The organism is Paraburkholderia sp. SIMBA_030, assembly GCF_046535245.1.
In the GTDB taxonomy this organism is placed as follows: domain Bacteria; phylum Pseudomonadota; class Gammaproteobacteria; order Burkholderiales; family Burkholderiaceae; genus Paraburkholderia.
Genome location: NZ_JAWRXB010000005.1, coordinates 1 through 12,284 on the forward strand (window position 1 = coordinate 1; position 12,284 = coordinate 12,284).

Here is a 12,284-nt window from a genome sequence, read left to right on the forward strand (position 1 = left end):
AAGATTCACGGCACCTTCATTCTGGGGCTGCCGGGCGAGACGCAGGAGACGATCCAGAAGACCATCGAGTACGCGAAAGAGATCAATCCGCACACGATCCAGGTGTCGCTTGCCGCGCCGTATCCGGGCACGACGCTGTATAACCAGGCGGTCGAGAACGGCTGGCTCGAAGAGAACAAGGTCATCAATCTCGTCAGCAAGGAAGGAGTGCAGCTCGCGGCGATCGGCTATCCGCATCTGTCGCGCGACGAGATCTACCACCAGCTCGAGAACTTCTACAGGCGCTTCTATTTCCGGCCCTCGAAGGTCTGGGAAATCCTGCGCGAGATGCTGACGAGCTGGGACATGATGAAACGGCGCCTGCGTGAAGGCGTCGAATTCTTCCGGTTCCTGCGCGCCCACCAGGCGTGATCGCCGCGCATTGGCTCGCCGTCACGCTGGCCTATGCGTGCGCGGCGGGCGCGGTCTTCGGGATCGGCTACACGGTGCTGGCCGGCGTGCTGATTGGCCGGTTCTTCGCGCGAGCGGTGTCCGAGCCGACCAGCTTTCCGCCGGTCACGATCGTCAAACCCCTGCACGGCACCGAATGGGCGTTGCTCGGCAACCTGTCGAGCTTTTGTCAGCAGAATTACCCGGGCCCCGTGCAATTCCTGTTCGGCGTGCACGAATCGACCGACCCCGCGTTGCAAACCGTCGACGAGCTGCGGCGTCTGCATCCCGAAGCGGACATCACCGTGATCGCCGATGCGCGCCTGTACGGTCCGAACCGCAAAATCAGCAACATCCTCAATATGCTGCCGCACGCGCGGCACGACGTGCTGGTCTTCGCGGACAGCGACGTGAGCGTCGGGCCGGACTATCTGCGCAACGTGATCGGCGAATTGCAAAAACCGGGCGTCGGTCTCGTCACCTGCGTCTATCGCGGGCAGCCCGATCCGGGCTTCTGGCCGCGCCTGTCGGCCAAGGCCACCAACTACCAGTTTCTGCCCGGCGTGGTGATGGGGCTGGCGCTCGGTCTCGCGCGCCCGTGTTTCGGGCAGACCATCGCGATGCGGCGCGACACGCTCGACAAGATCGGCGGCTTCACGCCGTTCGTGCGGCATCTGGCCGAAGACCACGCGATCGGCGAAGCGGTGCGGACGATCGGCGAGAAGGTGGTGATTCCGCCGTTCACGATCTCGCATGCCTGCGTCGAAACGAGCGCGGCGCAATTGTTCGCGCACGAACTGCGCTGGAGCCGCACCATCCGCAGCATCGATCCGCTCGGCCATCTCGGCTCGGCGCTGATTCATCCGCTTGCCTTTGCGCTGCTCGCCATTGCCTTCTCGGGTGGCGCCATGTGGGCCTGGCCGCTCGCGCTGGCCGCCGTGTGCGCGCGGCTGATGCTGAAACTGCTGTCCGACCGGGCGTTGCAGCAAGCGCATCGCGACCTGTGGCTGCTGCCGTTATGGGATATCGTATCGTTTGCGATTTTCGTGGCGAGCTTCCGGTCGTCGCGAGTAATCTGGCGCGGCGTCAGCTTCAAGGTGGACGGCGACGGCTTGCTGTCGGCGGCTCAGGACGAATGACGCAGAACGAATGACGGATCGACAGCAGGTTAGGGAAGCGCTGATGGGCAGGTATTTCGAAGACGGTGTCGGCGGCTTGAAGCACAGGCAGCACAGGCGAAAGGTGCGCGCATGATGAAGCATCTCGGCCGCGTGGCCGCGCTAGCCGGCTTGCTGGTTTCGCTGTGGCTGGTCTGGCAAGGCAACCCCGGCGCCGTGCTCGGCGCGCTGCGCGCCGCGGGCGCCGGCCTGCTGCTGGCCGCCATCGCGCACGTGCTGCCGATGCTGGCCAATGCCGCCGATTGGCGTTCGCTGATTCGAGGCGCGAATCGGCCGAGCCTCGCCGCGATGCTGCATCTGGTGTGGGTGCGCGAATCGATCAATAGCATGCTGCCGGTCGCGCGCGTGGGCGGCGAGGTCGTCTCGTTCCGGATGCTCAAGCGCTGGGGCGTGCGTCCGTCGACGGCGGTCGGCAGTCTGATTGTCGATATGCAGCTCACGGTGATCAGTCAGTTGCTGTTCACGATGGTCGGCATCGGCTTTCTGTTCGCGCACGCGCATTCGGATACGCTGCGGTTCGCCGGGCAGCTGGCGTGGGGCGTCGTCGTACTGACCCCGCTGCTGGTGCTGTTTGCGCTCGTGCAACACGCCAGTCCGTTCGAGCGCATCACCCGCGCGCTCAATCATATGACCAGCGGCAAGCTGGCCGCGCTGGTCGGGCAGTCGGCGCAGATCGATCAGGCCATCAAGCTGATCTGGCGCCGGCGCGCCGTGGTGCTGCGCTATCTGTTCTTCTGGCAACCGCTGCAGTGCTTCCTGACGGCGCTGGAAATCTGGCTGGCGCTGTACTTCCTCGGCGTGCACGTGACGCTCACCGAAGCCGTGGTGATCGAATCGCTGATCCAGGCGGTCAGCAGCGCGGCTTTCTTCGTGCCGGGCGGGCTGGGCGTGCAGGAGGGCGGTTTCGTTCTGATCGGCGGCGCGCTGGGCCTCGATCCATCCATCTGTCTCGCGCTGGCAGGCGCGCGGCGCATTCGTGACCTGCTGATCTTCGTACCGGGACTCATTGCGTGGCAGTTCGCCGAGTCGTTGACTCGCGCGCCCAGCCAGGTGGAGCGTCAGGCGCTTGCCGAGCTCGCGCAGCGAGGAGAAATCCGCGAGGTGAGCCAGCGCTGAGCCCCGACAGCCGCCCAACGCGGCTTCAACGCGCTCCCGCTTGAGCAGGAAATGAGACTTCGACGGCGAGCCCACGCTCGCCGATCCCCGCGCCGAGGTGCAGGCTCGCGTCGAAATGCTCCGCGATCCGCGCGACGATCGACAGGCCGAGGCCGCTGCCCGTCGCCTGAGTGCCTGTCGCGCGAAAAAAACGATTCGTCAGATGAGCGAGATCGCCGGACGCGACGCCCGGGCCGTCGTCACGCACCGTGAGCCGCACGCGGTCGAGCGCGTGCTGCACCGCGATTTCCACGCTGCCGCCGGCGTGCCCGTACTTGATCGCGTTATCGAGCAGATTGTCGAGCAGGATGCCGATCAGCACAGGCTCCGCATTGATCTCGGCGCGCAGGTCGCCGGTCAGGGCCACGCGAATATTTTTTTGCTGCGCATTGCGCTCGTTGGCGAGCAGCGCGTCTCTGGCGATTACGGCAGGCTTGAGCGGCGCGGTCGGCATTTTCTCGTGCGCGTCCAGCCGCGCCAGCAGCAGCAATTGCTCGGCAAGCCGCGCGCTGCGGTCGACCCCTTGCACCACGCGTTCCATCGCCAGCCGCTGCAAGGCGGCGTCCGGCTCGGCCAGCGCGACTTGCGCCTGCACCTTGATTGCAGCGAGCGGCGATTTCAGCTCGTGGGCGGCGTCCGCGGTAAACGCGCGTTCGCGTTCCAGCGAGAGCCGCAAGCGCGACAGCACCAGATTGATCGCATCGACCAGCGGCCGCACCTCGGTGGGCGCATGGCCGATGTCGACCGGCGTCAGCCGGTTGACGTCGCGCGCGCGGATCGCGCTCGACAGAATCCTGAGCGGCGCCAGACTCCAGCCGATGTCGAACCACACCAGCAACGCCAGTGCCGGCAGCGCAAGCAGCGTGGGCCGGGCAATCCGGTTCGCGACGCCGCTTACCAGATCGCTGCGCGTGTTGGCCGGTTCGAACACGCGCACGGTGTGACCGAGCGCGGTGTCGCGCAAGGTGAACGAGTGCCACGCCCTGCCGCCCAGCGTGATGTTTTGCGCGCTGCTTGCCGGCGGCACCGGCAGGTCCCACGCCTGCAACGAACGCAATTGCGGGCTGCCCGCCAGCACGTCGCCGTTTGCGTCGCGCACCTGAAACAGCGCGTCGCGCGGCAAGCTGTCGTCGTCATCCTCGTCGTTGGCGCCGGGGCTGCCGCCTTTTTCTTCCTCCCGCACGTCGATGCGCGCATTGGCGAGCGTGACCAGATTGCGTTGATCGAGCAGGGCGAGGACTTGCGCCAGTTCGGCGAGGCGCGCGTCTTCCCATTCGCCTACTTCGCGCGTGGCCTGACGATAGCTCGATACCAGCGCGACGCCCCATATCAGCGCGATGCTGACCAGAATCAGCAGCATCAGCCGGCGGCGTATCGACGCCATCACGCTTTCTCCACCACGTAGCCGATATTGCGGACGGTTCTGATCAGTTTCGCGCCGAGCTTCTTGCGCAGATTCGACACATGCACTTCGATGGCATTGCTTTCAATTTCTTCCTGCCATCCATACAGGCTTTCTTCGAGACGCGAACGCGACTGGGGAATCCCCTGATTGGTCAGCAACTGCATCAGGATCGCCCATTCACGCGAGGTGAGGGACACGCGCGTGCCATCGATTTCGACCGTTTGCGCGGCCGGGTTGACGGTCAGGTCCTGATAGCGGATCACCTCGATGCTGCGCCCTTGCGCGCGGCGCAGCAAAGCCCGGCAACGCGCGATCAGTTCGGTCAGATCGAAGGGCTTGCCGAGGTAGTCGTCGGCACCGGCTTCGAGGCCGACGACGCGATCGACCACCGTGCCCTTCGCGGTCAACACCAGCACCGGCACGTCTTTGCCCGCGTCGCGCAGGCGCCTCAGGATTTCCTCGCCCGACACTCTGGGCAAGCCGAGATCGAGTATCACGAGCGCATAGGCCGTGGTGGTCAGCGCGAGATCGGCCTTGTGGCCGTCGCGCGCCCAGTCGACCGTAAAACCGGCCTGGCGCAGTCCCGCTTCGATACCGCAGCCGATCAGGTCGTCGTCTTCGACGAGGAGTAAGCGCATGAGTCAGTTCGTTCCGTTCAGGGATTTGGTCTTGGTGCGACCTTGCCGCGCCCGCTTCTAAGCAACCGCCGGGCCGCACGGTGAAGTGTAACCATGATGCCCGACACCCGCTTTATACCGCGGTCTTCCTTAAGGTTCCCTTCAGTTTGAATCGATACTATCGCCCCACAGCAGGTCGCTGTCGCGAGTCTCGACACGAGCGCGCGAAAGCGATATCGCGTTGTTATGTTTTTGCAATGCAATCGTAAGCACATCGATGGAATGCATCGCCGGCGCGTCGCGCCATCGTGCGGCGCATATCGTCAGGTCATGAGACCAAGCCATGAAGCCAGTCACCGTCGACATGCTGCGAGCCCATCTGATGGCGGCTTCGCTCACGGCCATGGGCGCTGAAGCCCTTGCCTGGACCTTGCGGCCCGTTTGGGTGGCGGCGAGTTGCCCGCGGCGCTGGCTCGCCATTCTCCATCCGCGCTTTACAGGTAGACCGTTCGTGCTCGCCGCGCACTGACGGAACCAGGCAATGACGGCTTACACATTGACAGCATGGCAATGGTTGTTGCTCGTCGGATGTGGCGCGGCTTCGCTGTATGCGATGCTGGCGGCGGTGGCCATGCCATTCTTCGCGGCGCGCCGGGGCGGTGCCGGCAGATACCCGGCCGGTCCCTTCGCGAATGTCGGCGTTAGCGTGCTCAAGCCGCTCTGCGGCGCGGAGCCGCGTCTCTACGAAAACCTCAGGACTTTCTGCGACCAGCGTCACGGGCACTTTCAACTGGTGCTCGGCGTGTCGTCGCCCGACGATCCCGCGATCGCGGTGGTGCGGCGTTTGCAGGCTGCCTATCCGATGCACGACATCGAGCTCGCGGTGGATTCACGCGTGCACGGCAGCAATCTCAAGGTCAGCAATCTGATCAACATGGCCGAGCGGGCGCGCCATGACGTGATTGTCATTGCCGATAGCGACATCGCCGTCGAAGCCGATTACCTCGACACCGTGGCCGCGCCGCTGGCCGATCCTCGCGTGGGCGTGGTCACTTGCCTTTACGTGGCGCAAGGCGTCGGCGGATTCTGGCCGCGCGTCGGCGCGCTTTTCATCAATGAGTGGTTTGCGCCGTCGGTGCGGGTCGCGCACGCGGCCGGGTCGCGCCGCTTCGGTTTTGGCGCGACGCTGGCATTGCGTCGCGAAACGCTCGAGCAGATCGGCGGTTTCGACGCGCTGAAGAACTGTCTCGCCGACGACTACTGGCTCGCAGAACACGTGCGCGCGCTGGGTCTGAGTACGGTTCTGTCGCGCGTGATGGTGGCGACCGATGTGATCGAGCCGACCTTTGGCTCATTGTGGCAGCGTGAAACGCGCTGGCTACGCACGATACGCTCTGTGAACCCGCTGGGTTTCGCGTTTCTGTTCATTACTTTTCCGTCGCCGTGGATTGTTGCCGGCGCCTGGCTTACTGGCAGCCTGGCGGCGGGGCCGTCCGACGGCGTGCATGTGTGGGCGGCGCTTGCGAGCACCTTCTTCACCGCTGCTGGTTTTGCCGCGCGCATGTTGTTGCATCTGCGCAGCGCGCGGCATGAGCGCACGTTCTGGCGCGATTTGCCGATTGTGCCATTGCGGGATTCGTTGCTTGCTGCGCAATGGCTGGCTGGGGCGTTTGGGTCACATGTGATCTGGCGCGGGGCGCGTGTGCCCGTGGGAGGCGGTTCCGCGCCCGCGGCGCGCAGTCGCGCGTTGCGGGTGATGGAGACGTCCGACGGAGGGTGAGGGTCGGTTTTGATGGTGTTTGGCTGATTGCATCAAATAGCCTGTTTCTTCATCAACAATTTCAACAGCACTGGCAACAGCAACAGCACCAGTGGCAGCTGCACGATCAACCCGGAAATAATCGCAATAGCGAGCGGCTGCTGCATCGCCGACCCTTGCCCGAGGGCAAACGCAAGCGGCAGCAGCGCCAGAATGGCAGCGATGGTCGTCATCGTGATCGGCCGCAGACGATTACGCCCGGCGGCGATCAAAGCCGCCTCGAACGCCATGCCGTCATCCTGCACGAGCCCCTGCAACTCCGAAACATAAAAAATCGCCACCTCCGTCACGATACCGATAATCATCGTCATCCCCATCATCGCGGAGATGTTCAACTCGATACCGGTGAGCCAAAGGCCGATGAACACCGCCCCCGCAGCCAGCAAAGGCATCGCCATGACCGCCATCGCGACGCGAAACCGCTCGTAGAGAAACAGCAGCAAACCGAACACCAACGCGATGGCCGCGCCGAACACGATCAGCAAACCCTTGAACGCAATCTGCTGTTGCTGATACAAACCGCCCAGCTCGTAGTAAACGCCGTCCGGCAACAGATTTTTGTCGCCAAGCGCTTTCTGCACGTCGGCGATCGTCGAGCCGAGATCCCGGCCGTCGATCCGCGCGGTAACGGCCACCATGCGCTTGAGATTGTCGCGGCTGATTTCCGGCTGTCCGGTCACGATTACCTGATCGGCCACGCGGTTGAGCGCGAACAGATGACCGTCTGGCGCGCGAATCTGCAACTGGCCCAGTTGCGTATCGGTCAGCTTCAATGCGCCGGCCACGCGCACGCGTACACCCACCGTCTTCGGTCCGGTCTGGAATTGCGTCGCGACGTTGCCTTCCACCATGTCCGACACCGCTTGCGCAATCGACTGCGTATCCATCCCCTCGGCGGCAGCCGCTTCGGGCCGGAGATGCAGTTCGAGCGCATCGCCGGCCGGGTTGATGCCGTCGTTCACGTCCACCACGCCCTGGATCTTGCCGATCTGCGCCGCTACCTTGCGCGCGGTGGTGTCGAGCGTGGTCTGGTCGTCGGAATAGATCTTGATCTGCACCGGTTGCGGCACTGCGGTCAGATCGCCGATCAGGTCCTCCATCAGCTGCGCGAGTTCCAGATTCACGCCGGGCACTTGCGTCTCGACCTTCGAACGGATCTCCTCCATCACCGTTTCGATCGGCTCGCGATTGCTCGACTTGAGCCGCACGAAGAAGTCGCCCCGGTTGGGTTCGTTCAGGTCGCCGCCGAGGCCCGCGCCGGTGCGGCGCGAGTAGGTCAAGACATTCGGATTCGCGCGAATGATGCGCTCGACCTGTTTCATCAGCCGGTCGGTTTCGGTGATCGACGTGCCGGGTTCGGTGTGATAGTCGAGCACGAAACCGCCTTCGTCCATGCTCGGCATGAAGCCGCTGCCCACGCGCGTGAAGGCGAACGCCGCGACCGCGATCAGCGGCAGGAGGCCAAGCAGCACGAGGATCGGCCGCGCGGTGACGTGCTCGATCAAATACGCGTAGCGCCTGTTCATCCAGGAAGCAAAGCGGGTTTCCTTGTGCTCCTCGGCGTCCTTCGCCTTCAGCCAGCGGTCGCACAGAATCGGCACCGCGAGCCAGGTGACGAGAAACGAAATGAACAGCGCGCTCGCCATCGTCACGGAGAGCGCCTTGAAGAACGCGCCCGTCACGCCGGACAGGAACGCGAGCGGCACGAAAATAATCAGCGTTGCCGCCGACGAACCGGCGAGCGGCCGGGTGAATTCGAGCGCCGCGGCCATCACGCGGCCGTGGAACTTGTGCGCGCCGCCTTCGCGCATGCGCCGCACGATATGCTCGATCATCACGATCGCATCGTCGATCACGAGGCCGACCGCGGCGGCCATCCCGCCGAGCGTCATGATGTTAAAGCCCATGCCGAACACGTCGAGCAACAGGATGGTTGCGGCCATCACCACCGGCACCAGCGCGACGGCGATCGCGGTGATTTTCCAGTTGCGCAGGAAGACAAACAGCGTGAACGCGGCCAGCATCACGCCGATCATGATGGCGTCGCGCACGCTGGTGGCCGAGGCGACCACGAGTTCGCTCTGGTCGTACCAGTTCGAAAGATGCACGCCGGCCGGCATCTGGTGCTGGAAGGCGGCGAGCTTCGCGGTAATCGCCCTGGCCATCGCCACGCTGTTCGCGCCGGGCTGCTGATAGACGTTGATCAGCACGGCGTCCTGACCGTCGGCGGTGACGCGCATCCATTGCGGCACCACGCCCTGTTGAACCGTCGCGATGTCGCCGAGGCGAATCTGCGTCGCGCCGTTGGCCGACACCACTACGTTCCTGAGTTCATCCAGCTGCGTGATGGTCGTGTTGGCAATCACGAGGTACAGCTTGTAGTGATCCTCGATGCGGCCGGTCGCCATCAGCACGTTGCTCGCGCCGATCGCCTTCGAGACGTCCGAAAGCGAGAGCTTGTACGCGGCGAGCCGCGCCGGATCGATCGCGACTTCGAACTCGTCCTGCGCGCCGCCCATCACGTCGACGCGCGCCACGCCTTCCACCGACGACAACAACGGCCGCATCTGGAACTGCGCCAGATCGTGCAGTGCCGTCAGCGATTGCTGCTTCGACGTCAGGCTGTACGCGAGCACCGGGAACACCGTCGGGTCCATGCGCCGCACCTGCATCGAGGTGCCTTGCGGCAGCGTCGAGAGAATTTCGCCGATGGCTGACTGCGCCTGCAACGTGGCCTGCGCCATGTCGGTGCCCCAGTCGAAATTGATCGAGATTTCCGCCGAGCCGCGGCTCGTTTTCGATTCGACGTCGCGTACATTCGGCACGCGGCGCAGTGCTTCCTCGACCGGCATGGTGACGAGCGTGGCCATCTGTTCGGCAGGGCGGTCGCCCGCGTCGAGCGAGACCACCGCACGCGGAAACGCGACGTTCGGGAACAGCGAGATCGGCAGGCGGAACGCGCTCAGCACGCCCGCGATCGCCAGCAAGGCGATCACGAACAGCAGCGAGCGCCGGTGCTTCTGCATCCATTGACCGAAATTCATCGCGGCGCGCCTCCGCCGGTTTGCACCGCCATGCCGTCCTTCAGCTCATAGTTGCCGCTGACGACGAGCGCCTGCGCGCCGTCGATCGCGCCGTCCACACCGTAGCGCTCGCCGTTTTCGACCTGCGTGAGCACCGCTACGCGGCGCGCCTTGTTCTGCGGCGTGATCTGGAACACGTAAGCGCCATGGCCGTCTTTCAGCACGGCGGCGCGCGGCACGACCCAATGCGTGCCGCTGCGGGTCGCGATATCGGCGGCGACGCGCGTGCCCGGAATGAACGCGGTCTGCCCGAGCGGCACATTCGCGCCGACGTTGACGAGCTGGCTCTGCTGATCGACAGATGCGCCGACCAGCACGACGTGGCCGTCCGCGGCGGCTTTCGCGAGCGAGGTGGACAGGCCGTGCAGCGTGACAGTGTCGCCGGCGTGGATCGCGCTCGCATCCGACGGCTCGACGCCGAGCACCACGTTCGCACGGGCATCCCTGCTGCTGCCGCCGGCCAGTTGCAGGATCGCGGCGCCGGGCTGCACCTGGTCGCCCTGAGCCGCCGACACCTGCAACACCACGCCATCGAGCGGCGCGACGATGACTTTGCTGCCGCTCGCGACGCCGGTCTGGTTTTGTGCCGCGAGGGCCTGCTGCGCATCCTCGGCCGCTTTTCTGGCGGCGGCGAGTTGCGATTGCGTGGCGAGCCCCTTGTCGTACAGCGATTGGGTTCGGGCCAATTCGCCTTGGGCCAGCGTCACGGCGCTCTTCGCCTGGGTGGCTGCGAGCACTGCGGCGGGATCGGCTTGCACGACGAACAGCGGCGTGCCGCGCGTCACGTTTTGCCCGGCCTGCACGCGCATTTGCACGATGCGCGCGACGTACGGCAAATTGACGGTGGTCAGATTCGACGCGGACGCCGCGACGATGCCATACGCACGCACCGGCTGTGCGATGGTGGCGCGCTGCACGCGCACGGTCTGTACGGCCACGACGCCTTTGTCGGCGGCATCGTCGGCGGCGGCTGCATCGGCCGCATGCGTGGCGAGGCTCCAGCTGCCGAGGGCAGCGCTTAGCAGGGCGACGCAGGTGACGGAGATCGCATAGGCAGCGATGCGAGGCCGCTGCGCCGAAAATAGGCTATTTCGCATGAGTTTCGGTGATTGTTTGAGCGGAAGGGGCGACGGAATAGGCGTCGGGAATCGCACTGCCCAACAGTGCCTGCAAACCGACCCGTTGTTCGGCGAGCGATTCGCGCAGCGTGGCGACGTCGATACGTTTGGTGAGCGATGCGCTCTGCGCGTCGGTGTAAGCGCCGAGCGCGAGGTTGTGTTCGGCGAAGGCCTGTGCCGCGTGTTGCGCGGCGAGATCGGTGTCCGGCAGCGCCGCTTCGGTCTGCTGCAACTGCCGCGTGAGAATGACGTTGTCCGCGCGCAGATGGGCCACATCCGCATAGGCCGTGTTCAGGCGCGATTGATATTCGTCGCGCAGGCGCTGGCGAGTTGCTTTTTCGATTGCCACGTTGCCTTGATTGCGGTTGAAGATCGGCAGGCTCAGATTGATCGTGAAGCCGCTGGTGTAGATATTCGAGGTGTCACGCGCCCGCACGAAACCCACTGACAGGCTCGGGAACTGGCTGAGAATCGCCGCGCGGTATTTCTGTTCCTGCGCTTCATAGCCGGCTTGCAGCGCGATCAGGTCCGGGCGGCGTTGCGCCAGCCTGGCGAGAGCCGAGTCGAGCGTGGCGTCAGACAGCGGCGCTGCGTCCTCGCTGCCGGTGAGCTGCAATTGAACCTCGGGCGACAGACCGAGCAGCGCGTTCAGATCGTGGTGCGTCTGTTCGGCGGCACGCTCGGCGTCGGTGTACTGCTTGCGCGCGTCGCTGTACGACGTAAGCGCTGCGCTCAGCGTGTCGTCGGTCAGATTGCCGTCGCGGCGAGCTTCGGCCATCCGCTCGTAGCGTGCGCGCGCGAGCTCGCGCTGCTGTTGCAGCAGCGGCAGCGTGTCCTGCTGGAAGCGCGTTTTGATGAACAACTGCCGCGCCTGGGCGACGATCTGCCATTCCTGCCAGAGCAGGCCCAGATCGGTCTTCGCCACGGTCGCGTCGGCGGATTGCTGGTTGGCGCTGCGCAGGACGATCGCCATCACGTCGATGCTCAAGCCATAATTGAAGGCGCGCGTGGCGCCTGCCGCGCCCGGATAATCGCTCGACACGCTCAGTTGCGGATCGGGCAGCAAGCCGGCCGAATAGGCCTGCGCGCGGGCGATGCCGAGATCGTCGCGGGCGAGCTTGAGATCGGGATTGTTGGCGACGGCGAGCATCGCGACTTCGTCGATGTCGAGTCCGTCGGACGGATCGAAACGGTGTACGGCCAGTTCGGGCAGCGGCATCGTCGACGGATCGATGCGGATGCGTTCGAGCGAATGGGCGGAAGTCGACGTATCCTGGGGCGCGAGCGGCTCGCGGTGGTACCACGTGCAACCGGCCAGCAGCATCGCGCAAAGCGGCACGAGCGCGCGCAGCCGTGTCGCTGGGACGGCCGCTGCGGCGGCGTAGAAAACGGGCAAGATCCGGCTCCTGAACGAAACTAGGTGAGTGCATCCGCGAGCGGACGCAGCTAAACAGGTGCCAATTCTGCTGAGGACCAGCTT

Annotated in this window: 9 protein-coding genes and 1 pseudogene; 5 read left to right on the forward strand and 5 right to left on the reverse strand. The window is 64.9% G+C overall.

What is annotated here, in order from left to right:
- The 3 genes and pseudogenes from SB772_RS09520 to SB772_RS09530 all read left to right on the forward strand — a co-directional run.
- A pseudogene (locus tag SB772_RS09520) lies at nt 1–411 on the forward strand (hopanoid biosynthesis associated radical SAM protein HpnJ); the annotation flags it as partial.
- Nucleotides 408–1,568 (forward strand): bacteriohopanetetrol glucosamine biosynthesis glycosyltransferase HpnI, encoded by a 1,161-nt coding sequence (gene hpnI / locus SB772_RS09525; RefSeq protein WP_410833011.1) that lies wholly within the window; start codon nt 408–410, stop codon nt 1,566–1,568. The pseudogene SB772_RS09520 and the gene hpnI (SB772_RS09525), both read left to right, overlap by 4 nt.
- Before the next feature lie 111 nt (nt 1,569–1,679).
- Nucleotides 1,680–2,723 (forward strand): flippase-like domain-containing protein, encoded by a 1,044-nt coding sequence (locus SB772_RS09530; RefSeq protein ID WP_410833012.1) that lies wholly within the window; start codon nt 1,680–1,682, stop codon nt 2,721–2,723.
- Nucleotides 2,724–2,748: 25 nt separating this feature from the next.
- On the opposite strand, the gene SB772_RS09535 is transcribed toward SB772_RS09530, so the two are convergent.
- Together SB772_RS09535 and SB772_RS09540 are read right to left on the reverse strand one after the other, a co-directional pair.
- Nucleotides 2,749–4,146 carry an ATP-binding protein gene (locus SB772_RS09535; RefSeq protein ID WP_410833013.1) on the reverse strand — a complete coding sequence of 466 codons (1,398 nt, stop codon included), beginning with the start codon at nt 4,144–4,146 and terminating at the stop codon, nt 2,749–2,751.
- Entirely contained in the window at nt 4,146–4,805 is a 660-nt protein-coding gene (locus tag SB772_RS09540; protein WP_410833014.1) for a response regulator, read from the reverse strand. The genes SB772_RS09535 and SB772_RS09540 overlap by 1 nt, the downstream gene beginning before the upstream one ends.
- Before the next feature lie 322 nt (nt 4,806–5,127).
- Between SB772_RS09540 and SB772_RS09545 the strand changes: the two genes are divergently transcribed.
- Together SB772_RS09545 and hpnI (SB772_RS09550) are read left to right on the forward strand one after the other, a co-directional pair.
- Nucleotides 5,128–5,313: a hypothetical protein gene (locus SB772_RS09545; RefSeq protein ID WP_410833015.1), complete on the forward strand. Its 186-nt coding sequence runs from the start codon at nt 5,128–5,130 to the stop codon at nt 5,311–5,313.
- Between the two features lie 12 nt (nt 5,314–5,325).
- Nucleotides 5,326–6,564: a bacteriohopanetetrol glucosamine biosynthesis glycosyltransferase HpnI gene (hpnI, locus tag SB772_RS09550; RefSeq protein ID WP_410833016.1), complete on the forward strand. Its 1,239-nt coding sequence runs from the start codon at nt 5,326–5,328 to the stop codon at nt 6,562–6,564.
- A 32-nt stretch (nt 6,565–6,596) separates the two neighbouring features.
- Here the strand turns inward: hpnI (SB772_RS09550) and SB772_RS09555 are convergent, their stop codons facing one another.
- Genes SB772_RS09555 through SB772_RS09565 form a run of 3 tightly spaced genes read right to left on the reverse strand, consistent with a single transcriptional unit; the run spans nt 6,597 to nt 12,200 of the window.
- A complete protein-coding gene (locus SB772_RS09555) occupies nt 6,597–9,647 on the reverse strand; it encodes an efflux RND transporter permease subunit (RefSeq protein ID WP_410833017.1) in 3,051 nt (1,016 codons plus the stop codon).
- A complete protein-coding gene (locus tag SB772_RS09560; protein ID WP_410833018.1) occupies nt 9,644–10,783 on the reverse strand; it encodes an efflux RND transporter periplasmic adaptor subunit in 1,140 nt (379 codons plus the stop codon). Before SB772_RS09560 ends, SB772_RS09555 begins: the two co-directional genes overlap by 4 nt.
- A complete protein-coding gene (locus SB772_RS09565) occupies nt 10,773–12,200 on the reverse strand; it encodes a TolC family protein (RefSeq protein ID WP_410833019.1) in 1,428 nt (475 codons plus the stop codon). The genes SB772_RS09560 and SB772_RS09565 overlap by 11 nt, the downstream gene beginning before the upstream one ends.
- Nucleotides 12,201–12,284 lie beyond the last annotated feature (84 nt).

Excerpts from the sequence above, each read along its gene's own strand:
- SB772_RS09560 (WP_410833018.1), bottom strand. The coding sequence starts at position 10,783 with ATGCGAAATAGCCTATTTTCGGCGCAGCGGCCTCGCATCGCTGCCTAT.
- SB772_RS09545 (WP_410833015.1), top strand. The coding sequence starts at position 5,128 with ATGAAGCCAGTCACCGTCGACATGCTGCGAGCCCATCTGATGGCGGCT.
- SB772_RS09540 (WP_410833014.1), bottom strand. The coding sequence starts at position 4,805 with ATGCGCTTACTCCTCGTCGAAGACGACGACCTGATCGGCTGCGGTATC.
- SB772_RS09535 (WP_410833013.1), bottom strand. The coding sequence starts at position 4,146 with ATGGCGTCGATACGCCGCCGGCTGATGCTGCTGATTCTGGTCAGCATC.
- SB772_RS09555 (WP_410833017.1), bottom strand. The coding sequence starts at position 9,647 with ATGAATTTCGGTCAATGGATGCAGAAGCACCGGCGCTCGCTGCTGTTC.
- SB772_RS09530 (WP_410833012.1), top strand. The coding sequence starts at position 1,680 with ATGATGAAGCATCTCGGCCGCGTGGCCGCGCTAGCCGGCTTGCTGGTT.
- hpnI (WP_410833016.1), top strand. The coding sequence starts at position 5,326 with ATGACGGCTTACACATTGACAGCATGGCAATGGTTGTTGCTCGTCGGA.